This window comes from Thioalkalivibrio sp. (genome assembly GCF_007692535.1).
Taxonomy (GTDB): Bacteria; Pseudomonadota; Gammaproteobacteria; order Ectothiorhodospirales; family Ectothiorhodospiraceae; genus Thioalkalivibrio.
This window is the reverse complement of the sequence record NZ_REBW01000247.1, coordinates 1-22,188: the sequence shown is the minus strand read 5'-3', so window position 1 is coordinate 22,188 and position 22,188 is coordinate 1. Positions and strand designations below refer to the sequence as shown.

The 22,188-nt window shown below is 65.5% G+C and carries 23 protein-coding genes, 1 other RNA gene and 2 riboswitches; of the genes, 11 read left to right on the top strand and 13 right to left on the bottom strand.

Annotation, left to right across the window (positions count from 1 at the left end; translation table 11 throughout):
• Positions 1–28 precede the first annotated feature (28 nt).
• The 7 genes from hemN to ccoN all read right to left on the bottom strand — a co-directional run bounded on the left by hemN (position 29) and on the right by ccoN (position 6,734).
• On the bottom strand, positions 29–1,411 hold the full coding sequence (gene hemN / locus EA346_RS13895) for an oxygen-independent coproporphyrinogen III oxidase (protein ID WP_296759604.1): 1,383 nt from the start codon (positions 1,409–1,411) through the stop codon (positions 29–31).
• A 98-nt stretch (positions 1,412–1,509) separates the two neighbouring features.
• Positions 1,510–2,016 carry a FixH family protein gene (locus EA346_RS13890; RefSeq protein WP_296759603.1) on the bottom strand — a complete coding sequence of 169 codons (507 nt, stop codon included), beginning with the start codon at positions 2,014–2,016 and terminating at the stop codon, positions 1,510–1,512.
• A 29-nt stretch (positions 2,017–2,045) separates the two neighbouring features.
• Entirely contained in the window at positions 2,046–3,467 is a 1,422-nt protein-coding gene (gene ccoG, locus EA346_RS13885) for a cytochrome c oxidase accessory protein CcoG (RefSeq protein ID WP_296759601.1), read from the bottom strand.
• Between the two features lie 79 nt (positions 3,468–3,546).
• Positions 3,547–4,473: a cytochrome-c oxidase, cbb3-type subunit III gene (gene ccoP / locus EA346_RS13880; RefSeq protein WP_296759600.1), complete on the bottom strand. Its 927-nt coding sequence runs from the start codon at positions 4,471–4,473 to the stop codon at positions 3,547–3,549.
• Positions 4,470–4,652, bottom strand: coding sequence for a cbb3-type cytochrome c oxidase subunit 3 (locus EA346_RS13875; RefSeq protein WP_296759598.1), 183 nt, complete (start codon positions 4,650–4,652; stop codon positions 4,470–4,472). The genes ccoP and EA346_RS13875 overlap by 4 nt, the downstream gene beginning before the upstream one ends.
• A 3-nt stretch (positions 4,653–4,655) precedes the next feature.
• A complete protein-coding gene (gene ccoO / locus EA346_RS13870) occupies positions 4,656–5,264 on the bottom strand; it encodes a cytochrome-c oxidase, cbb3-type subunit II (protein ID WP_296759596.1) in 609 nt (202 codons plus the stop codon).
• 18 nt (positions 5,265–5,282) lie between these two features.
• On the bottom strand, positions 5,283–6,734 hold the full coding sequence (ccoN, locus tag EA346_RS13865; RefSeq protein WP_296759594.1) for a cytochrome-c oxidase, cbb3-type subunit I: 1,452 nt from the start codon (positions 6,732–6,734) through the stop codon (positions 5,283–5,285).
• Positions 6,735–7,047: 313 nt separating this feature from the next.
• On the opposite strand from ccoN, the gene EA346_RS13860 reads away from it, so the two are divergent.
• Positions 7,048–8,331, top strand: a complete 1,284-nt coding sequence (locus tag EA346_RS13860; protein WP_296759592.1) for an aminotransferase class I/II-fold pyridoxal phosphate-dependent enzyme — start codon at positions 7,048–7,050, stop codon at positions 8,329–8,331.
• A gap of 51 nt (positions 8,332–8,382) precedes the next feature.
• Here EA346_RS13860 and EA346_RS13855 read toward each other — a convergent pair whose 3' ends face one another.
• From EA346_RS13855 to EA346_RS13835, 5 genes are all read right to left on the bottom strand, one after another.
• Entirely contained in the window at positions 8,383–8,847 is a 465-nt protein-coding gene (locus tag EA346_RS13855; protein WP_296759591.1) for an EVE domain-containing protein, read from the bottom strand.
• A 53-nt stretch (positions 8,848–8,900) separates the two neighbouring features.
• Entirely contained in the window at positions 8,901–9,533 is a 633-nt protein-coding gene (locus EA346_RS13850) for a 5-formyltetrahydrofolate cyclo-ligase (protein ID WP_296759589.1), read from the bottom strand.
• 11 nt (positions 9,534–9,544) lie between these two features.
• Positions 9,545–9,729: non-coding RNA, 6S RNA (gene ssrS, locus EA346_RS13845), on the bottom strand.
• A 14-nt stretch (positions 9,730–9,743) separates the two neighbouring features.
• Complete coding sequence (locus tag EA346_RS13840; protein ID WP_296759588.1) at positions 9,744–10,067, bottom strand: cell division protein ZapA; 324 nt, start codon at positions 10,065–10,067, stop codon at positions 9,744–9,746.
• Positions 10,064–10,294, bottom strand: coding sequence for a TIGR02449 family protein (locus tag EA346_RS13835; RefSeq protein WP_296759587.1), 231 nt, complete (start codon positions 10,292–10,294; stop codon positions 10,064–10,066). The genes EA346_RS13840 and EA346_RS13835 overlap by 4 nt, the downstream gene beginning before the upstream one ends.
• A 286-nt stretch (positions 10,295–10,580) precedes the next feature.
• Here EA346_RS13835 and EA346_RS13830 point away from each other — a divergent pair, with 286 nt between their 5' ends.
• The 10 genes from EA346_RS13830 (at position 10,581) to gcvPB (ending at position 21,255) form a co-directional block, all read left to right on the top strand.
• Positions 10,581–10,868, top strand: coding sequence for a hypothetical protein (locus EA346_RS13830; protein ID WP_296759585.1), 288 nt, complete (start codon positions 10,581–10,583; stop codon positions 10,866–10,868).
• Complete coding sequence (locus EA346_RS13825) at positions 10,868–11,434, top strand: UPF0149 family protein (RefSeq protein ID WP_296759584.1); 567 nt, start codon at positions 10,868–10,870, stop codon at positions 11,432–11,434. Before EA346_RS13830 ends, EA346_RS13825 begins: the two co-directional genes overlap by 1 nt.
• Positions 11,431–12,774, top strand: a complete 1,344-nt coding sequence (gene pepP / locus EA346_RS13820; RefSeq protein WP_296759583.1) for a Xaa-Pro aminopeptidase — start codon at positions 11,431–11,433, stop codon at positions 12,772–12,774. The genes EA346_RS13825 and pepP overlap by 4 nt, the downstream gene beginning before the upstream one ends.
• The gene (locus EA346_RS13815; RefSeq protein WP_296759581.1) at positions 12,774–14,054 is read left to right on the top strand and encodes an FAD-dependent monooxygenase; all 1,281 of its coding nucleotides are present in this window, start codon (positions 12,774–12,776) and stop codon (positions 14,052–14,054) included. The genes pepP and EA346_RS13815 overlap by 1 nt, the downstream gene beginning before the upstream one ends.
• On the top strand, positions 14,051–15,232 hold the full coding sequence (locus EA346_RS13810; RefSeq protein ID WP_296759579.1) for an FAD-dependent monooxygenase: 1,182 nt from the start codon (positions 14,051–14,053) through the stop codon (positions 15,230–15,232). Before EA346_RS13815 ends, EA346_RS13810 begins: the two co-directional genes overlap by 4 nt.
• Before the next feature lie 557 nt (positions 15,233–15,789).
• Positions 15,790–15,888: riboswitch (glycine riboswitch) on the top strand.
• Positions 15,889–15,890: 2 nt separating this feature from the next.
• Positions 15,891–15,982, top strand: a riboswitch (glycine riboswitch).
• Between the two features lie 54 nt (positions 15,983–16,036).
• Complete coding sequence (gene gcvT / locus EA346_RS13805) at positions 16,037–17,125, top strand: glycine cleavage system aminomethyltransferase GcvT (RefSeq protein WP_296759578.1); 1,089 nt, start codon at positions 16,037–16,039, stop codon at positions 17,123–17,125.
• A 79-nt stretch (positions 17,126–17,204) separates the two neighbouring features.
• Positions 17,205–17,597 (top strand): glycine cleavage system protein GcvH, encoded by a 393-nt coding sequence (gcvH, locus tag EA346_RS13800; protein ID WP_296759576.1) that lies wholly within the window; start codon positions 17,205–17,207, stop codon positions 17,595–17,597.
• Positions 17,598–17,740: 143 nt separating this feature from the next.
• Positions 17,741–19,099, top strand: coding sequence for an aminomethyl-transferring glycine dehydrogenase subunit GcvPA (gene gcvPA, locus EA346_RS13795; protein ID WP_296759574.1), 1,359 nt, complete (start codon positions 17,741–17,743; stop codon positions 19,097–19,099).
• A 49-nt stretch (positions 19,100–19,148) separates the two neighbouring features.
• A complete protein-coding gene (gene tpx / locus EA346_RS13790; protein ID WP_296759572.1) occupies positions 19,149–19,649 on the top strand; it encodes a thiol peroxidase in 501 nt (166 codons plus the stop codon).
• 82 nt (positions 19,650–19,731) lie between these two features.
• Positions 19,732–21,255: an aminomethyl-transferring glycine dehydrogenase subunit GcvPB gene (gene gcvPB / locus EA346_RS13785; protein ID WP_296759570.1), complete on the top strand. Its 1,524-nt coding sequence runs from the start codon at positions 19,732–19,734 to the stop codon at positions 21,253–21,255.
• A gap of 293 nt (positions 21,256–21,548) precedes the next feature.
• Here the strand turns inward: gcvPB and EA346_RS13780 are convergent.
• On the bottom strand, positions 21,549–22,188 hold a 640-nt coding region (locus EA346_RS13780), incomplete at its 5' end, for a zinc ABC transporter substrate-binding protein (RefSeq protein ID WP_296759568.1).

The following is a 22,188-nucleotide window of genomic DNA, read 5'->3' as shown; positions in this document are numbered from 1 at the left end:
CGATCGGCCAGAGGGCTGGCCTCCACCGCTACAGGGTACGCGAGAAGCGCCGCTCGCCGCTGGTGTCGAGGTAGCGGTCGAAGGTCATGCAGATGTTGCGGATCATCAGGCGGCCGACGGGCAGGACGCGGATCCGGCTGCCCTCCAGCGTCAGCAGGCCATCGTCGATGAAGGGCTCCAGGTTTTCCAGCTCGGTCGCGAAGTAATCGCCGAAATCGACACCGAAGCGCTCGCCGATGGCATCGCCATCCAGTTCGAAATGGCAGATCAGATCGGTGATGACCGCCCGGCGCAGCTTGTCGTCGTCATTGACGACGAAGCCGCGTTCGATCGGCAGGCGACCCTCGGCCAGCATGGCGTGGTAGGTCTCCAGATCCTTCACGTTCTGGCTGAAGGCATCGCCGACCTGTCCGATGGACGACACGCCCATCGCGACCAGGTCGCACTCGGCATGCGTCGCATAGCCCTGGAAATTCCGGTACAGGCTGCCCTCGCGCTGTGCACGGGCCAGGGGATCGTCGGGCTTCGCGAAGTGGTCCATGCCAATCAGCACATAACCGGCGCTGGTCAGGTGATGAATCGTCGACTCGAGGATCGACAGCTTGGCCGCCGGAGTCGGCAGTTCCTCGTCCTTGATGCGCCGTTGCGGCATGAAACGGGTGGGAAGGTGGGCGTAGTTGAAGACCGAAAGGCGATCGGGGCTGGCCTCGATCACGCGATCCAGCGTGCGCAGGAAACTGTCGACGGTCTGGAACGGCAGGCCGTAGATCAGGTCGATGCTGATCCCGTGGAAGCCTTCGTCACGCGCGGCCTGCAGCACGGCCAGGGTCTCCGCCTCGGACTGGATACGGTTGACCGCCTTCTGGACCTTGGGGTCGAAGTCCTGCACCCCGAGGCTCATCCGGTTGAAGCCGAGTTCCCGCAGGACGGCCACCGTGCGGGCGTCCGCCTCGCGGGGGTCGATCTCGATCGAATATTCGCCGGTGTCATCGGTCTTCAGCTGGAAATGCTCGCCGGTGCGCGCCATCAGCTCGCGCATCTGCTCGACACTGAGGAAGGTGGGCGTGCCTCCGCCCCAGTGCAGCTGCTCGACCGGCCGGTCGCGATCGAAGAGCGCGGATTGCAGCGCCATCTCGCGGTAGACGTCGTCCAGGTAGGGCTGGGCCTTCGCGCGGATCTTGGTGACGACCTTGTTGCAGGCGCAGTAGAAACAGACCGTGTCACAGAACGGAATGTGGAAATAGAGCGAAAGCGGGCCACCTCGGGCGTTGCTGAGCGCCGCCTGTTGCCGATACTGGTCTTCGTCAAAGCCGCCGTGGAACTGGACTGCGGTGGGGTAGGACGTGTAGCGTGGTCCTGCCTTGTCGTAGCGGCGGATCAGGTCGGCATCGAAGATCGGGTTGGCTTGCATTGGGGCATCCGTTCGACTGGCATCTGGACACATTGCGCCGGGCGAGTCCATGGGAGTGCGGCACCGGGGCACGGGCCCGGGTGCCGCTCCCGCTCGAATCAGGCGCTCGGTTCCATCAGGATCGCAAGGTCATCGAAGTCGTCCATGCGGCCGCGCAGCCGCCAACTCCCGTCCTCGGGTTCGAGGTGCACACGCCACAGCGCCACCCCGAGTTCCTCGATATCAGCATAGTAGAGCTGGCGCCCCACATCGTAGGACAGGGGCAGTTCCTGATCGAACTGATCGCGCGTCGGGTGCATGAAGACGAGCTTCATGGTCTGCTGGGGCACGGGCACGCTGCTTCTGAGGTCGAGCCACACCCTCTCGCCTTCGATCTGCACTTCGGCGGAAAGGCCGAGGCTGAAGGCGAACTGCGCCCGCGCGATGCTCTGGTTGATGCCGCGTCCTTCCTTGGAGTAATCGCCCACCACCATGCCATCGGGATCGTGGGTTGCGGCTGTGACCAGGAGCACGCCGAGCATGATACCGACGAAAGGTGGCGTAATGACGAACCAGGGCCAGAACTGCTTGTACCAGGGTACGGTGTCTTCGCGGGGATAGCGCATGCCTGTCAGATCCTCTTGGCGTTGGTTACTCAGCGCAGCGGGCCGACGAAACGGCTCGAACGCTCATTGCTCAGTTCCGGCTGGTCCACGACCTGAGCGTGGAAGATGACCTCGCTGCTCGCGCCGGTCAAGTGGTAGGGGTCCATGCGCACGCTGATGGGGAATTCGGTCACGCGTCCGGCCGGAACCTCGACGTAGTCGCCTTGCTGCCAAGCGAGCTGCGCGCCCTCGAGCCCGGAGATGCTGATTTCGAAGTGGCGCGCGTCGGTGTGGCGGTTGGTCAGCTTCAGGGTATAGACGTTTTCGACCTGGCCGTCGGGGAGCTCGCGGTACAGGACGTTCCGGTCACGGATCACGTCGATGCCCACCGGGCTTCGAGCCGATACACCGTAAACGAAGCCGGCCATCAAGACGAGCAACAGGGCGCCGTACAGCAGCACGCGCGGGCGCAGGACCTTCGCCGGCTTGCCGGCCATCGCGTTTTCGGTGGTGTAGCGCACGAGGCCCCGCGGGTAGCCCATCTTGTCCATCACCTCGTCACAGACGTCCACACACGCCGAGCAGCCGATGCACTGGTATTGCAGGCCGTCGCGGATGTCGATGCCCGTCGGGCAGACCTGTACACAGAGCGTGCAGTCGATGCAGTCGCCAAGCCCCCTGGCCTTGATGTCGGTTCCGCGCTTGCGCGGGCCGCGCGGCTCGCCGCGCTCCTCATCGTAGGAGATGATCAGCGTGTCCTTGTCGAACATCGCACTCTGGAAGCGTGCATAGGGGCACATGTAGATGCAGACCTGCTCGCGCATGAACCCGGCGTTGCCCCAGGTCGCGAAGGCATAGAACAGAACCCAGAAGGTTTCCCAAGCGCCCGTGTCGAGGGTGAAAAAGCGGGGGATGAGGTCGGCGATCGGGCTGAAATAGCCGACGAAGGTGAGTCCGGTAAAGAGCGCGAACACCGCCCATGCCGTGTGCTTGCCCGTCTTGCGCAGGATCTTTTCTCCCGTCCAGGGCGCTTTGTCGAGCTTCATCTGCTTGGGACGGTCACCCTCGAACCAGCGCTCCATGCGCAGGAAGGCGTCGGTCCAGACCGTCTGCGGACAGGCGTAGCCGCACCAGAGTCGTCCGGCCAATGCCGTGAAGAAGAACAGAGTCAGCGCGGCGATCACGAGCAGCACCGCGAGCAGGAAGAAGTCCTGGGGCCAGAAGGTCAGGCCGAAGACATGGAACTTGCGTTCGGGAAGGTCGAACAGAACTGCCTGCCGGCCCTCCCATTGTACCCAGGGCAGGCCGTAATAGATTCCCAGCAAGACGAGCATCGCGGTGACGCGAAGCCTGGCGAAGAGGCCGTGGACCTCGCGTGGATAGATCTTCTGGTGCTTGGCATAGATTTCCGTTTCCAGGCCTTCTGCGGGAGCCACCTGGGCCTTCTTCTTGCGGGACTGGGATTCAGACATGACTGTGCTCGGGATTTGGGGGGCAAAAAAAAGGCGGGCTACGTGAAGTGTAGCCCGCCCTGGCAAACGCTCCTAAATGTTACTGGGGATCTAGGCTATAGACGTAGGCAGAGAGTACGTGCACCCGCTCTTCACCGAGCAATTCCTGGAAGCCGGGCATCACGCCAGCACGTCCCTGCTCGATCGTCTCCTTGATGGCAGCGAGCGAGCCACCATAGATCCAGACATTTTCGGTGAGCGAGGGTGCGCCCAGCATCGCCATGCCGGCGCCGTCGGCACCGTGGCAGCCAGCGCAGAACATGTTGTACCTCTGCTGCCCCTCCTCCGCCAGAGCGCTGTCCGCATCGTCGCGGCCGGACATCTGCAACACGTAATGCGCAACCTGCTCCACGCCCTCTTCACCCAGCGAATCGCCGAAGCCGGGCATGTTGGCCTCGCGCCCCTGCGCGATGCTGGTCCTGATGGCGTCCGGGGTTCCACCCCATTGCCATACGCCGTTGACCAGGCTCGGGAATCCGCGGGCGCCGCCGGCGTCCGAACCGTGGCAGGTCGAGCAGTAGTTGAGATACAGCCTGCGGCCTGTCGTCACTGCGTCGGCGTCCCGTGCCAGCGACGAGATGTCCTGGTCGGCCATCGCCGCGAAGATCGGCTGGTAACGTTCCTCGGCCCGTTGCATCTCCCGCTGGTACTGGCTGTCCTCGACACCCAGCATGTTGCCCGAATGCCAGCCGAGCAAGCCCGCGAAGCGTCCCAGACCGGGGTACAGCACCAGGTAGACCAGGGCAAAGACGATGGTGATGTAGAACATCCACAGCCACCAGCGGGGCAACGGATTGTTGAACTCCGTCAGGCCATCCCAGCTGTGCCCGGTTTCCGCCCCCTCGGCGGCCTCGCCGGGCCGTTTCTTGCTGGTCCAGCGGATCAGCCAGTAGATTCCGGCGATGTTGGCGAGCGTCAGGATCACGACCCACCAATGCCAGAAGGCGCTCATGTCATGCTCATTCATTGCTTGTCTCCTTTCTGCGACCGCTTGGGGGCCGACTGGTCATCGTCTTCCGCAAAGGGAAGGTTGGCGGCTTCGTCAAAGCGCTCTTTCTGTCTGCTACTGAAGGCCCACCAGACGATTCCGCCGAAGAGAATGACCAGCAGTATCGTCAGGAGGCCATGTATCAGTCCGAAGCTCATTTCCTATCTCCAATGCGCAAGGTCGGTACCCAATCCCTGCAGATAGGCGATCATCGCGTCCATTTCGGTCATACCCCTGACCTCATCGGCGGATGCCTCGATCTGCTCGTCGGTATAGGGAACCCCCAGTCGCTGCAGCGCACGCATCTTGCGGGGCGTGAGGTCCGCGTTGATCTCGCGGCGTTCCAGGAAGGCATAGGCCGGCATGTTGGACTCCGGCACCACCGCCCGCGGATCGATCAGGTGCAGGCGATGCCAGTCATCGCTGTACCGGCCTCCCACCCGGGCCAGGTCCGGACCCGTGCGCTTGGAGCCCCACTGGAAGGGGTGATCCCAGACCGACTCGCCGGCCACGGAATAGTGACCGTAGCGCTCGGTCTCGGCACGGAACGGCCGGATCATCTGGGAGTGGCAGGTGTAACAGCCTTCCCGGATGTAGATATCACGCCCTTCCAGTTCCAGTGCCGAACGAGGCTCCATTCCTTCGATGGGCTGCGTCGTGCTGGTCAGGAAGAACAGCGGCACGATCTGCACCAGCCCCGCCACACTGATGACCAGGACGATGAGCACCACCATCAGGCCTATGTTTTTCTCGACGACTTCATGACTCATGGTTTCATCTCCCCCGGATCAATGTGCGGTCTGCGGCACGGCGTGCGTGACGGGCTTGGTGCCGGCGATCGTCTTCCAGACGTTCCAGGCCATGATGAACATGCCCAGGAAGAACACGAAACCACCCACGAAGCGAAGGAAGTAGTACGGATACATCTGTACCAGGCTCTCCACGAAGTTGTAGGTCAGGGTTCCGTCCTCGTTCACTGCGCGCCACATCAGGCCCTGCATGACGCCGGCGATCCACATGGACACGATGTACATCACGGTACCGATGGTCGAGAGCCAGAAGTGCCACTCGATCGCCTTGATCGAATACATCTTCTCCTTGCCCCAAAGCGCGGGGATCAGCGCGTACAGCGAGCCGATGGTGATCATTGCGACCCAGCCCAGCGCACCGCCATGGACGTGACCGATGGTCCAGTCGGTGTAGTGCGACAGCGCGTTGACCGTCTTGATCGACATCATCGGGCCTTCGAACGTCGCCAGGCCGTAGAACGAGAGCGCGACGATCAGGAAGCGCAGGATCGGATCGGTGCGCAGCTTATGCCAGGCACCGGACAGGGTCATGATGCCGTTGATCATGCCACCCCAGGAAGGGGCCAGCAGGATCAGCGAGAAGACCATTCCGAGAGACTGCACCCAGTCGGGCAGGGCGGTGTAGTGGAGGTGGTGCGGACCCGCCCACATGTACAGCGAGACCAGCGCCCAGAAGTGAACCACCGACAGGCGGTAGGAGTAGATCGGGCGGCCGGCCTGCTTCGGGACGAAGTAGTACATCATTCCCAGGAAGGCGGCCGTAAGGAAGAAGCCCACCGCGTTGTGCCCGTACCACCACTGGATCATCGCGTCCATGGTGCCCGGATAGGCGGAGTAGGACTTGAACAGGGTCACCGGCATCGACATGTTGTTGACGATGTGCAGTACCGCGATGACGATGATGAAGGCTCCGAAGAACCAGTTCGCCACGTAGATGTGCTTGACCTTGCGCTTCAGGATGGTGCCGAAGAACACGACGGCGTAGGCGACCCAGACGAGGGCGATCAGGATGGCGATGGGCCATTCGAGTTCGGCGTATTCCTTGCCCATGGTCATGCCCAGGGGCAGTGTGACGGCGGCCAGCACGATGACGATCTGCCAGCCCCAGAAGGTGAAGCCCACCAGCGGACCGCCGAAAAGACGCGCCTGGCAGGTGCGCTGAACGATGTAGTACGAGGTGGCGAAGAGCGCGGAGCCGCCGAAGGCGAAGATCACCGCGTTGGTGTGGAGCGGACGCAGGCGCCCGAAGGTGAACCACTCGAGGTTGGTGTTCAGGGCGGGCCAGACCAGCTGCGCGGCGATGATGACGCCGACGAGCATTCCAACGATGCCCCAGACGATCGTCATGATCGTGAATTGCCGAACTACCTTGTAATCGTAAGTCTCTTGCGCTGCTGCTTTTATGTCGTGTGTATCTGCAGTTGTTTCCATGGAGATCCCCCATCGGTGAAAAGATCGGCACAGCCGGTTCAGCCGGACGTCCTGCCCCGCATTGCGGAGTGTAGGCGAAGAATCGTCTCTTGGGTTGATCCGGATCAAGACTTTTTTTCGAAATCCCACAATTTGAGGGAACTTCTTGCGTTCATCGCGCACACTTCGCCGCCGGGTGACAGGGCAATAGTCTGTTCCCTTCGCGTGCAGGTGAAGTATTCTGGGCCGGCGAGCGGGATGGGCATCCCATGGTCAGGCGGGCGTCAGAACCTGCCGCCGGCCCGGCGCCGCCACCGACAACCAGGAGGAATGCATGAAATTCGAGACGCAGGCGATTCACGCCGGGTTTCAGCCGGACCCAACCACTCGGGCCGTCGCGGTCCCGATCTACCAGACCACCTCCTACGCCTTCGACGACACGCAGCACGGTGCCGACCTGTTCGACCTGAAGGTTCCTGGGAACATCTACACCCGGATCATGAATCCGACCACGGATGTCCTCGAGCAGCGGGTGGCTGCGCTCGAGGGCGGTGTCGGGGGACTGGCCTTCGCATCAGGCATGGCCGCGATCACGGCCGGGCTGATGACCCTGGCCGAATCCGGACACAACGTCGTGACCACCAGCACGCTCTACGGCGGGACCTACAATCTGTTCGCTCACACGCTCCCCCGGTATGGAATCGAGGTCCGGTTCGCGCCGCCAGGCGACATCGAAGCCATGCGGGACCTGATGGATGAAGGCACCCGGGCGGTCTTCTGCGAGTCGATCGGCAATCCTGCGGGCAACGTGGCTGACCTGGGGGCGCTGGCGGAACTCGCCCATTCCCACGGCGTGCCGCTGATGGTCGACAACACCGTGCCGTCGCCGTATCTCTGCCGGCCCTTCGAGCACGGCGCCGACATCGTGGTGCATTCCCTGACCAAGTACATGGGCGGGCATGGCACCACGATTGGCGGTGTCCTGGTGGACTCCGGACGGTTCCCCTGGATGGAGCACGCGGAACGGTTCACCGGGTTGACCCAGCCCGATCCGTCGTATCATGGGGTGACCTATACCGACGCCTTCGGTCCGGCCGCCTACATCGGCCGCGCGCGCGTGGTGCCGCTGCGCAACATGGGCGCGGCGATCTCGCCCTTCAACAGTTTCCTGATCCTGCAGGGGATCGAAACACTGGCATTACGCATGGAGCGACACTGCGAGAATGCCCTTGCGGTGGCCCAGTATCTCCAGCTGCATCCCGCCGTGAACTGGGTCGCCTATGCCGGTCTGCCAAGCCATGCCGATCATGGCCTGGTGCAGCGCTACCTGGGCGGCCGGGCCGCGGGCATCCTCAGCTTCGGCATCGACAGTCCGCTAGGGGGGCGTGAGGCGGGCGGCCGTTTCATCGACGCGCTGCAACTGGTGACCCGGCTGGTGAATATAGGCGATGCCAAGAGCCTGGCCTGTCACCCGGCGACAACCACGCACCGGCAGCTGGCCCCCGCCGAGCTGGAGCGCGCCGGCGTTCGCGAAGACATGGTCCGCCTGTCCGTGGGCATCGAGCACATCGACGACATCATCGAGGACCTGGATCAGGCGCTGGCGGCCGCGGTGTGAAGTGCGTCGGCGGTCCCGCGAGATCGATCGCGTTGCCGCCAGCCGGTTGCATCAGGACGTGTTCCGGGCCTGCTTCATGATGAAATGCCACTGCTGGTCCGTGATGGGCAGGATCGACAGCCGGTTGCCCTTGCGCACCAGAGGGCAATCGGCCAGTTCGGGCTGCTCCTTCAGCCACGACAGCGGGATGACCTCGTCGAAGCGGTCCTCGAAGGCGACATCGACGCGGTACCAGCGGGGGTTGTCGGGGTCGCTCTTCGGATCGTAATACGTGTGCTCCGGGTCGAAGGCGGCGTCGTCGGGGTAACCCTCCCGCTGGATCCGCAGCACGCCGACGATACCGGGCACCTTGGTGTTCGAGTGGTAAAAGAAGGCGAGGTCGCCCTCCTTCATCGCGTCGCGCATCATGTTGCGCGCCTGGTAGTTGCGCACCCCCTCCCACGGCTCCACGCCGACCCGCTCCAGATCGTCGATGCCGAAGACATCGGGTTCGGACTTCATCAACCAATAGGCCATCGGGGTTCCTCGCAGGATTCTGTGGCGGATGCCAGCATTCCCCCTGGTGCTTGTCAACCCGCTCGCTCACCCTGGCGCCGGCGGAATCGGGTCCACCCGGCCTCGGTGATGACCCCGTCCAGCGGCACGTCCCAGGGCTGCGGCTCAAGGCGTGGCACCTGCTGAAAGCCATGGGCGACGCCGATCAGCCGGGGGCGATGGGAACCGAAGCGCCGCCGGGCGAAGTAACGGTCGTAGTAGCCGCCACCCATCCCCAGACGGTATCCGGCACTGTCGAAGGCGACCAGGGGCAGAAACACGATGTCGAGTTCGCGGCGCCAGATGCGCGGCGCGTCGTAGCAGGGCTCAGGGATACCGAACGCGTTGTTGCATAGCGGCTCGCCGGGGTGCCAGGAGCGGAAATGCATGCGGCCCGGCCGGTGCGGCTCCAGTACTGGCATCGCGATGCGGAGCCCTCGGGCCGATTGCTGTTCCAGGAGCGGCAGGATGTCGATTTCCCCGCGGATGCCGAAATAGCCGGCGAGGGTGCGTGGGCGCAGCAGTCGGAGGCAACGCCGGGCATGGGCCGAGATGGCTGCGGAATGGTCCGCGATCGCCGTGTCGGAGAGGCTCGCCCGCTGTCGACGCAGGCGCAGCCGCAGGACCAGGGGCGCCTCGGTCGGGACAGTCGGAATCGTTTGAGGCATCAAAAGAGGGGGCGTGCACCGCGCGCGCCGTGGTGGCCTTCGACCTTGAACCAGCGGTTCAGGTGGGACGAGGCTTCAGGTTTACAGGCTTTCCGCACGGGGCGGACATGCTCAACCACCCGAAAGTTCTCGATTCCCGTGGCTAACAATTAGGCTCAAGGGTACCACCCAGCCACTCACGCACGGCGCAGACACACGCCCGAACTGCAATTATGGGCCATTCGTGCCGTCACGTGCAGTTTCCCGCAATTTTTTTTCCACCGCATCGGCCAGGGCGCTCAGGCGTTCCGGCGTGCGGACCTGCAGGCGCTCCAGGTTCCGACTGCAGACGAGCATCTCGTGCGCAAGGTTCAGCGCCACCATCACCGCGATCCTGTCCGCACCGACAACGCGTCCACCGTCGCGGACGCTGCGCATGCGCTCATCCAGCAGATTGGCGGAGGCATAGAGGTCGGCGCGTTCCTCGGGGGGGCAGGCGACCTGGTATTCCTTGCCGAGGATATTGACGCGGACGGGCTCTGCGGGAGGGCTCATTCGGGGTGCTCCATGGTGCGCAGCCGGGAGATCATGCCTTCGACCCGGTGCCGGGCCTGCTCGGTGCGTTCCTTGACGGTGGCGCGCTCGGTCCGCAGTTGTCGAAGTTGCTCATGCAGCAGATGATTCTCCTCGTGCAGGGCGGCACAGCGCTGCAGGAGCCGCGCGACGGCCGTCTCCAGGCGATCAGCGGCGGCATCCACCTCGGCGGGCTTGGCGGTTTCCATGGCTTGTCAGGTTCCCTGGCTCTGTGGCGTGAGAGAAGATAATGGTTCCGAGTCTAGGAGTGGCACTATCCGAGCGTCAACTGGTAGCCGGGTATTCGGTGCTGGCGTTTGGCCCGGGCTGCCACCGCTCTGGGACAACGAGCCGGCTTGCTTACGCAACGGAATCGCACGATCCGGGCCCCCGGCTGTCCTTCGACTGAGCGGTTGCGGGGTTCAGGCCCCGCCGCCACAATGCCCTTTGCACGAATGCCCTTTGCACGAATGAGGCTCTCGAGGTAATCCTGCGATGACGAACACTCCTCCGCCCAGTCCCGGCGCCACGATCATCGAATCCACCGCGCACAACGGCAAGCCCTGCCGTATCGTCGACAACACCGGAACCATCGACCGCGCGGAACTCGAGCAGCTGCTGGCGGACCTGATCTCGGAACGTCACTTCGGGCTGCGCGCGATGTCCGCGAAGGGGAGCAACGCGATCAGGCTCGGCGAGCCCGAGTTCACGCACATGCAGTTCGGCGACCGGATCTACCGCATGCTGCTGTTTCCCTACGAAGCCCGGCTGGAGGCATTCTGATGACTTCACGAGGGGCTCCCGGCCTCGATGCACTTGGGCGCACCCTCGATGCCGCGGGCCTGTCCTGTTCGGCGCCTGCTGCGCACGGTCTGCTCTCAGGCTGCCTGGTGGCGGATCCCAGCCTGTCGGGTGCCCGGCTTGTACAGGCGCTGGGAGAACGCCATCCGCCGCCCGGCCATGATGATGCGGTCTTGCGTGAGGCCGTCGAGGCCCTGCGGCTGCAGGTGCTGCGCGCACTGAACGACACCGATCTCGGATTCGAGCCGCTGTTGCCCGATGACAGCGAAGACCTGGAGTTCCGCACCCGTACGCTGGGACAGTGGGTGGACGGCTTCCTCGGTGGCCTCGGCCAGACCCCTCGCCTTGGCGGACTGAAGCCCTCGCCGGAGGCCGCCGAGATCCTGCGCGACTTTGCCGAGATTGCGCGCATCGAGGCGGAGCCAGAGGCCAATGAAGACAATGAGCAGGCCCTGGCCGAACTGAACGAGTACGTGCGCGTCGGCGTGATGCTGCTCGCCGACGAACTGGCACCCGCCCAACCACGGAGCCCGATTCCGCTGCAATGAAACCACCTAAGATCACCCTGAAGGAGTTCGCGCGCCGCCGGCACCGGCTGATGCAGGCCATGGGCAAGGAGGCGATTGCGGTCATTCCCGCCGCGACCGAAAGCCTGCGCAACCGCGATGTCGAATACCCGTTTCGGCAGGACAGCGATTTCCTGTATCTGACCGGCTTTCCGGAGCCGGATGCGTTCGCCGTGCTGGTCCCGGGGCGCGAGGCGGGACAGTACGTGCTGTTCTGCCGTGACCGCGACCCAGACATGGAGACGTGGAACGGACGCCGTGCCGGACCCGATGGCGCCGTCAGCGATTATGGTGCCGATTGCGCCTTCCCCATCGGCGACATCGGCGAGATCCTGCCCGGATTGATGGAAAACCGGAACACGCTGTGCGCACCCTTCGGTCACAGCGAGGCCATGGACCAGCGCCTGTTCGGCTGGGTGAACCAGGTCCGCGCCAAGGCCCGGTCCGGCGTTCGGGCGCCCTGCGAGTTCGTCGCGCTGGAACACCATCTTCACGAGCAGCGCCTGTTCAAGCAGCCAGGGGAGCTGCGCATGATGCGGCACGCGGCGGCCATCTCCACCGGCGCTCACGTGCGCGCGATGCAGGCCTGTCGGCCGGGCATGGCCGAGTACGAGGTCGAGGCCGAACTGCTGCACGAATTCCGGCGCCACGGCACGGAACCGGCCTATCACTCCATCGTTGGCGGGGGTGAGAACGGCTGCATCCTGCATTACATCGAGAATCGCAGCGTGCTGCGCGAAGGGGATCTGCTGCTGATCGACGCCGGTTGCGAGTACGGGGGATATGCCTCGGACATCACCCGCAGCTTTCCGGTCTCGGGACGGTTTTCGGCGGCTCAGCGGGAGGTCTACGAGGTCGTGCTCGAGGCACAGGCCGCGGCGATCGCGAAAGTGGTGCCCGGCAACCACTGGAACGATCCGCACGATGCTGCGGTGGGTGTCATCACCCGCGGTCTCAAGGCGCTGGGGGTGTTGAAGGGCAGGCCCGCGGACCTGGTCCGGAAGGAGGCCTACAAGCCGTACTACATGCACCGTACCGGCCATTGGCTGGGCCTCGATGTGCACGATGTCGGTGACTATCGCATCGGCGACGCGTGGCGGCTGCTGGAGCCGGGCATGGTGATGACGGTGGAGCCCGGGCTTTATTTCGGTCCCCAGGCGAAGGCATCGAAGCGGTTTCGCGGCATCGGCATCCGCATCGAGGACGACGTGGCCCTGACCCGGGCCGGGCACGAGATTCTCTCCGGGAACTGCCCGAAAACCGTGGCCGAGATCGAGGACTGCATGGCGGGCAACGCCCCGGCTCGGGCCGGGGCCGCCTGATGGTGGCGCGGAACCGGAACTGCGACGTCCTGATCATCGGCGCCGGGCCGGTGGGCGGATTGCTGGCCTGCATCCTTGCCCGCGGCGGCTGGGACGTCGTGCTCGCGGAGCGTGGCGCACGGGGAGCGAACGCCGGACGCAGTGGCGATACTCGCGGCTACGCGCTTTCCGCGGGTTCGGTGACGGTGCTGCAGGACATCGGCTACTGGGCCCCGTTGGCTGCGCATGCGGAGCCGATCCGGGAGATTCACGTAAGCCGGGCGGGCGGCTTCGGCAGCGTCGTGATGGACGCGGCGAGTCAGGGGGTGCCGGCCCTGGGGCAGGTCGTTCCTGCGGCCCGGATCGACGCCATGCTCGCCAGTGCGCTTGACGATGCCGGTGTGGAGGTGCTCGAAAGAACGCAGCTCGACCTGCTGGAGGCCGCCGGGCCGGAACGCCGGGAGGTGGTCGTCGCCGGTCCCGATGGTCGGCACCGGTTCGCCGCGCGCCTCGTGGTCGCGGCCGACGGTGCCCATTCCGCGACCCGCGTGGCTGCCGGTATCGAGGCGCTGCGCCGGCGTTACGACGCCGATGCGCTGGTCTTCGACGTCCTTCCGTCGAGGCAGCATCAGGGCCGGGCCTTCGAGCGATTCACCGCGGATGGGCCTCTGGCACTGCTGCCCCAGTCGGGTGGACGGATGAACGTGGTCTGGGTGGCGCCTCCCGAGGCCTGCGATGCTCGTGCGGCGCTGGCCGAGGCCGAGCGTGTCGCCGAGTTGCAGGCGGTTTTCGGCTGGCGTCTCGGCCGTTTGCGCGCCGCGGGGCCGTTGGCGCGCTTTCCCCTCGAACTCGTGCGGGCCCGGAGACTCCACGACGCGCGGCTGGTGCTTGCCGGGAACGTCGCCCACGGCCTGCATCCGGTCGCCGGGCAGGGCCTCAACCTGTCGTTGCGCGACGTCGCGGTGCTGGCCGGGTGCCTGCTGACCACGGCCGACCCCGGCGCACCCGAGGTACTCGCCGACTACGCCGGGATGCGTGCGGGGGACATCGACCGCATTGCGGGTGCGACCGATTTTCTGGCCCGCGGGCTGCTGGCAATCCAGGGGTTGGCCCCGCATGTGCTGGGCAGCGGAATGCTGTTGCTCGACCGCATCGACCCGTTGCGTCGGTTCTGGGCGGAACGGGCGATGGGCCTGCAACCGCTGCCGCGCCGCAGTCTGCGCGCCGTGCCCGCTGCGATGGCAGAGCCCGCCGCCGGGCGCAGGCACGGCTCTGCCGAGACCGAGGAGGGAACCGCATGAAGGCGTCTCCCGATCCGTTCGACTGCGTGGTCGTTGGTGGCGGTGCGGTCGGCGCCGCCGTCGCGCTGGGGATGGCCCAGACCGGGCACCGCGTGGCTCTGGTGGAACGCAAGCCGCGCCCCGTGTTTGCGGACACCGCGCCAGTGACCCGCGTAGCGACGCTGAATGCCGCGTCGATGGCCCTGTTGGAACATCTGGGCGTGGCCGAGTCGGTACTGCGCCGGCGTGGCCATGCCTTCTATCGCATGGCTGTCTGGGACGCCAACAGCAGCGCCGAACTGACGTTCGATGCCGACGAGCTAGGTGTGCCGGCGCTAGGCTGGACGGTGGAGCACCTGGCGCTGGAGGCGACCCTGTGGGAGGCACTGGAGGCGACGGAGGCGGTGCTGCTCCCCGATACCCGGTGGCGCGCACTCGACTGGCGCCCGGATCGCATCGACCTGCATCTGGAGGATCGGCGCGTCCTGGGAGCCCGGCTGCTGGTGGCCGCGGACGGCGCCGAATCTCCTCTGCGCGCGCGCGCGGGTATCCCGGTCCGCCGGCATCCGTACCACGCGAAGGGTGTCGTTGCCACCGTCTCGACGCGCTTTCCGCACCAGGACACCGCCTGGCAGCGCTTCAACCAGGAGCAGATCCTCGCCTTTCTACCCCTGGCCGACGGGCGCTGTTCCATCGTCTGGTCCCAGCCCGAGTTCGACGCGGAAGATGTCCTGGAGCTGGACGACGCGTCCTTCGCAGCGGCGCTGCGGGACGCGCTCGGGGGACGCCTCGGAGAGATCGAATCGGTATCTCCGCGCGCCGCCTGGGAGTTGGTCGGGCGACAGGCGCAGGACTATAGCCGTGGGCGCCTGGTACTGGTCGGGGATGCCGCGCACACGATTCACCCGCTGGCGGGCCAGGGCCTGAACCTTGGCCTGGCCGACGTTCGTGAGCTGCTCAGGCTTTCGCCCGCGGGTCCTGGCAGCGATCCTGCCAGCCCTGCTGCGCTTTCGGCCTATACGCGCAGCCGTCGCGTGGAGAATGAGACGATGCTGCGCTCCATGGAGGCCCTGCGCTGGCTGTTCGGCTCCTCGCTGCCGCTGGTCGCCTCTGCGCGGGCGCTGGGTGTCACGCAGGTGGACCGGACCCTCGCGTTGAAGAGATTTTTCGCCCTAAGGGCCCTGGGACCGCAGGGGTAGGGCTGCGTCACCGGTTCGCGTCCACGCCCGGTCAGCGCAAACCGTAGGTCGGGTTAGCCCGAAGGGCGTAACCCGACGGGGCTCGCACCCACCCATGATCGCAAAGCGGCGTGGTCCCCGGCACGTCGGGTTACGCTGCGCTAACCCGACCTACAGAACTGGGCCGGGTTCTTTCACGTTAGGTTGTACACAGATTCGGCGGGGGCCGGGGGTACGACGCCTGAGAGCCCGTATGTACCACCATGGATTCATTAGGGAACGCTGCAATTCAACAAAAACAATAACTTGTTGCGTGTGGCGAAAAATTGTCCAATCCGACAAGACCCCAAAGGTGGTAACGCATCTGGGATGTTGGCAACAAGCCATCCACAGAGTTATCCACAGGCTTTGTGGAAAAGCTGGACTGCAGTCTCAGTCTCAATCACTTAAGCGAAGAAGCTGTGAAGGCTTTCGACCAATGCGGCGTAATTGCCACATGGTTTCCGCTGGCGGACTTTTGCATCGACGCTGCATTGGGCTAGACTGCGATTTCTGCCGGCCGCGGGTCTGCCCGTGGCCACACCGACCTGGAAGAGTGCCGCCCGCCAACGTGGACGGCCGCCGAAGGCGCAACATCCGCCCGGAATCGCTCAGGCCACCCGGACCGGGTCGGTGACGACAGGCAGGCTCTGGAGAGCGGTCGCTTGCGGCCCACCGAAGGGGGCGTTGATTGCAACGCAAACTCTCAGGTTTCAGGACAGAGGGGCGGCCGGCGGTCAGTACCGCTGGCCGCCCTTTTTTTCGTCGACACGATGAGGATGCCGGATGACACTCAGGACCACACCGCTGCACACCGCCCACCAGCGTGCCGGTGCGCGGCTGGTCGATTTCGCCGGCTGGGAGATGCCGCTGCACTACGGGTCCCAGATCGACGAACATCGCGCGGTGCGGGAGGCGGCGGGCGTTTTCGACGTGTCCCACATGCGCGTGGTCGATATCGCGGGACCCGATGCGCCCGGCTTCCTGCGCCACCTGCTGGCCAATGACGTGGCCAAGCTGAAGAATTCCGGTCGGGCCCTGTACAGTTGCATGCTGACCCCCGAAGGCGGGGTGATCGATGACCTGATCGTCTATTTCAGGGGCGATCTGGGCTACCGCCTGGTGGTGAATGCAGCCACTGCGGAAGGGGACATCGCCCACATGCGAGCGTCCACCGGTGGCCGCGACGTGTCCGTGGAGCCGCGCCCGGAGTTGGCCCTGCTGGCCGTTCAGGGCCCGGAGGCGGTTGCGAAGGTGGCTCCGCTCCTGGCCGATGGCCTGAGTACGGCGGGCGAACTGCGCCCCTTCGCCGCGGTATGGAACGGCGGCTGGATGGTCGCCCGCACCGGCTATACCGGCGAGGATGGCTTCGAGATCATGCTGCCGGCGGAACAGGCGGAGGCGTTCTGGGATCAACTGCTGCGCGCAGGGACCCATCCTATCGGCCTGGGCGCCCGGGATACCCTTCGGCTCGAGGCAGGGATGAATCTCTACGGCACCGACATGGATACCAGTACCACCCCCCTGGTGTCGAACCTGGGCTGGACCGTGGCATGGGAACCCGCGGATCGCGACTTCATCGGGCGTGCGGCGCTGGAGCGGCAGCGCGCCGAGGGCGTGCCGCAGCGCCTGGTCGGGCTGGTGCTGGATGGTCGAGGCGTGTTGCGGGGTGGTACACGGATCGAGACCGAGGCCGGCGACGGAGTGGTGACGTCGGGGACCTTCTCGCCGACGCTCGGCGTTTCCATCGCACTTGCGCGCATCCCGACGGGATCCTCGCAGAGCGAGTTGGCGGCCCACCTGCGTGGGAAGGCCATGCCGGTGAGGGTGGTGAAGCCGCCGTTCGTGCGTCGCGGGAAGTCGCAGTTGGAGTAGGAATCCTTCGCGTGCGCGGTGCCATTGAGCGTGCGCATCGAATACTGAATTTGCAACCAGTCTCTACAAGGAACAGGACATGACTGACACACGGCAGGACCTCAAGTACACCAAGAGTCACGAGTGGGTTCGCGTGGAGGCCGACGGGTCGGTGACCGTGGGCATCACCGATCACGCCCAGGCGCTGCTCGGGGATCTCGTGTTCGTCGAGACGCCCGAGGCCGGCACCGAGGCCACCGCCGGCGAGGCCTGTGCGACGGTGGAGTCCGTCAAGGCGGCCTCCGATGTTTACGCACCGGTCTCCGGCGAGATCGCGGAGGCGAACGAGGACCTCGCTGACGCCCCGGAGAAGGTCAATGAGTCACCCTTCGACCAGGGCTGGCTGTTCCGGATCCGGCCCTCCGATGCAAGCGAACTCGACGCCCTGATGGATGCCGAGGAATACGCCGCGATGGTCGCAAGCGAGACCTGAGTGCAACCGGTCGCGCCACGCGGCTGCGTTGCGGTCCGCGCCGCCTGGATTTTCCGGGCGGCAGCGCACTGCACGAAACGGCGTTCCTCCTTGCCCGGCGATGCAGTCCGAAGTTCCCCGACCTAAGCAACGAGAGTCGAACCATGCCCTTCATTCCGCATACCGAAGACGACGTCCACGACATGCTGCAGCGCATCGGCGTGGGTTCGCTCGACGATCTCTTCGACGAGATCCCCGATAATCTGCGCGCCCCGCCGCTCTCCGGCATTCCCGAGGGATCCCCGGAGATGGAGGTGACGCGGTTGATGCAGGAGCGCGCAGCGCGCGACGGGACGCCACTGAATTTCATCGGCGCAGGTGCCTACGAGCATCACATTCCCGCCGCCGTCTGGCAGATCGCCACCCGCGGCGAGTTTTACAGTGCCTACACGCCGTACCAGGCCGAGGCGTCCCAGGGCACGCTGCAGCTGATCTACGAATACCAGACCATGATCAGCCGCCTCACCGGCATGGAGGTCTCCAACGCCTCTCTGTACGACGGTGCATCCGCGCTGGCCGAGGCGGTGTTGATGGCGGTGCGCATCAACCGCCGTTCCAAGAGCAACCGGATTCTGGTGCCGGGGGCCCTGCATCCGGCCTATCGCAACGTGGTGCGCAGCATCGTCGGCAACCAGGGGATCGAGCTGGTCGAGCTGCCGTGGGATACGCGCCGGGGCGCCGTGGACCCCGAGCGTCTGAAGGCCTACGACCAGGAAGACATCACCGCGCTGGTGATCTCCCAGCCAAACTTCTTTGGCATCCTCGAGGACGTGGACGGCCTCACGCGCTGGGCCGAGGGCCGGGGCGTGCCTGTGGTTGCGGTGGTGAACCCGGTATCGCTGGCGCTGCTGAAGCCGCCGGGCGAATGGGGCGAACGGGGTGCAGATGTCGTCGTCGGCGAGGGCCAGCCACTGGGCGCGCCACTGTCCAGCGGCGGTCCGTACTACGGTTTCATGGCCACCCGCAGGGAACACATCCGGCAGATGCCAGGGCGGATCGTCGGGCGCACCGAGGACGCGGACGGCCGCTCCGGGTTCGTGCTGACCCTGCAGGCGCGGGAGCAGCATATCCGCCGCTCGAAGGCGACGTCGAACATCTGCACCAACCAGGGTCTGGTCGTCACCGCCTCGACCATCCACATGGCCCTGCTCGGGGACGTGGGCCTGACCCGGGTGGCGGAGGCATGCTGGAGCAACACCCGGGCCCTCAGCGAGCGGCTCGCGGCGGTCGGCATCACGCCGCGTTTCGAGGCCGACCACTTCCACGAGATGGTGTTCGATTTCGGGACTGGCGCTGTCGATACCGTCGCGCGCATGTCCGGCCAGGGGGTGCTTGCCGGGCACCTGCTGGATGCCGACTACCCGGATCTTCGCAACTGCGTGCTGGCCTGTGCCACCGAGACCAAGACCGACGCGGATCTGGACCGCTTCGTGGATACACTGAAACAGGCGAGGGCCGCCTGACGGCAGCGAATGGATCGTCCCCCCATCCTCAGAAAAAGGAAGACCAGCGATGGCTGAAATCACCCGGAAAGGCATTCCCATCCATACCAATGGCGAACTGCCGGCCGTGGGCTCGACCGCCCCCGACTTCCGGCTCACGAAAAACGACCTCTCGGACGTGGGCCTGGAAGCTTTCGCGGGCAAGAGCAAGATCCTGTCGATCGTGCCGAGTCTGGACACCGGGGTCTGCGCCGATTCGACGCGCAAGTTCGATCAGCTCGTCGCCAACCACGACGACGTGGTGGTGCTGGTGATTTCCGCGGACTTGCCATTTGCGCAGGGCCGCTTCTGCGGTGCCGCGGGGATCGACCGGGTGCAGACCCTGTCGATGATGCGTTCGCGCAATTTCGCCAAGGACTATGGCGTCCTGGTCCAGGACGGCCCCACAGCAGGGATCACCGCCCGCGCCGTGGTGGTGTTGGACGCGGAGAACAGGGTCCTGCACGCGGAACTGGTGCCGGACACCGGCCACGAGCCGGATTACGACGCGGCATTTGCCGCGTTGCGTTGACCGGCTCGCGGGACCCTGCCGCGGTCGCCGGTCGCCGTGGAAGCACCACGACCCCTTTCGAATTTTTGCCAGGAACAACGCCATGACTGCACACGACGATACCCTGATCTTCCAGCGTTCCCGGAATGGTCGTTCGGCTGCGGCACAGGCGCCGCGCCCTCAGACCAGGCCGGTCGGTATCCCCGACGCCCTGCGGCGACGCTCGGCGCCGGGATTGCCGGCGGTCTCGGAACTGCAGGTTGTGCGTCATTACACCCGCCTTTCGCAGAAGAATTTCTCCATCGACACCCAGTTCTATCCGCTGGGCTCCTGCACGATGAAATACAACCCCCGCGCCTGCAACAGCCTGGCGATGCTGCCCGGGTTCCTCGATCGGCATCCGCTGGCGCCGGCCGAGCACAGCCAGGGTTTCCTGCAGACCATGTTCGAGCTGCAGGAGATGTTACGGGAGGTGACGGGAATGAGCGGCGTGTCGCTGACGCCGATGGCCGGCGCGCAGGGCGAGTTCGCGGGCGTCGCGATGATTCGCGCGTACCACCGTTCGCGGGGCGACGACCAGCGTCGCGAGATCATCGTGCCCGACGCCGCGCACGGGACCAATCCGGCCACGGCGATCATGTGCGGGTACCAGGTGCGCGAGATCCCCACAGACGCCAGCGGGGACGTGGACCTGGAAGCCCTGAAGGCCGCGGTAGGCCCGCAGACCGCGGGTATCATGCTGACCAATCCCTCGACGCTGGGTGTCTTCGAACGGCATATCCGCGAGATCGCCGGCATCGTCCACGATGCCGGCGGACTGCTCTACTACGACGGAGCCAACCTGAACGCGATCCTCGGCAAGGTGCGTCCGGGCGACATGGGCTTCGACGTGATCCACATGAACCTGCACAAGACCTTCTCCACGCCCCATGGCGGTGGCGGTCCGGGCGCGGGGGCGGTGGGGGTGAGCAAACGCCTGCTGCCGTTCATGCCGGTCCCCGTGGTGGTGCGGGACGGGGAGGGCGGCTATCGCCATGCCGCGGAGGCGGACTATCCGCATAGCATCGGGCGGCTGTCGGCTTTTGCGGGCAACGCCGGCGTGCTGCTGCGCGCTTATGTGTACATGCGCATGCTCGGGCGCGAGGGCATGACCCGGGTGGCCGAGTTCTCCACGCTGAACGCGAATTATCTGCTGGCCGAGCTGCGCCGTACCGGGTTCGACCTCGCCTTCCCGGAGCGGCGCGCGACGCACGAGTTCATCGTGACCCTGAAGCGCCAGGCGAAGGAGACGGGGCTGACCGCGATGGACGTGGCCAAGCGCCTGCTGGATCACGGCTACCACGCCCCGACCACCTATTTTCCGCTACTGGTTCCGGAGTGCCTGCTGATCGAACCCACCGAAACCGAGTCCCAGGAGACCCTGGACGGCTTCGTCGCGGCCATGGCGGCGATCCTGGAGGAGTCGCGCACGGATATCGATACCATCAAGGGCGCGCCACACCGCCTGCCGAACCGCCGCTTCAACGAGGTCGCCGCAGCCAAGCGCCTGGACGTGGTCTTCCGTCCAGAAACCGAGACCGGTGACGCGCCCGAAGCAGAGAACGCGCGCACAGGCACTCACGGCTAAAGGCGCCCCTTTGTACCGCGGAAGAACGCCCATCCGGTGCAAAGCGCCTTTGGAGTGTGGCGGTTTGCCGCTGCTCGGGCTGCCCGACCGGTCCCAGCCACCGAAAAGCGGGAGCAAGCTCCCGCACTCCAAATGGACGCTGGGGCTGGGGATCGGCCCTGCAGCCCCTCTTCGCTGCTGCGAGAGCGGAGCTGGCTATGGAGTGCGGCGGCTTGCCGCCGCTTTGGAGTCTGGGTTGGCCCCTGTGCCGGACTGCGGGAGCAAGCTCCCGCTGTCCAAGTGGGCGGAGCGGGTCAGGAGGTCCCGGGAGCCAGGCAGTCGGTGAGGCTGTCGGCCATGTTCTGCATCAATTGGAACCAGGCGTCCGGGCCGGGCGGCAGGTCGCTGCCCAATGGATCGAGCTCGCCCAGGCGGGTGTCGTGTCCCTCGACGAGGGTATGCGCGAGGGCGGGACGGAACTGGGGCTCGGTGAACAGACAGGCGACGTCATCCTGATCGAGGCGATCCCTCAGTTCCTGGATGCGGCGCGCGCCGGGACTGCGGGCAGGATCGATGGTGATTGAACCCGCGGCGTTCAGGCCATAATGTCGTTCGAAGTACTGGTAAGCATCGTGGAAGACGATGAACGGACGGTCCCGGACCGGGGCAAGCTGCTCTCTCAGCTCCGCATCCAGCGCATCGATCCTTGCGAGCAGGGTATCGCGGTTGCGCTCGAGGGCCTCCGCATTGGCCGGGTCCCAGCGCACGAGATGTTCGGTCAGGCCCGTGGCAATGTTGCGCGCGTTGTCGGGCGACAACCAGATGTGAGCATCCTTGTGCCCGTGGTCGTGGCCGTGGTCATGGTCGTTCGCGTGCCCATGGTCATGCCCGTGCTCGTGCCCGTGGCCATGGCCGTCCCCGTTCCCGTGGTCGTGCCCGTGGTCATTGCCGTGG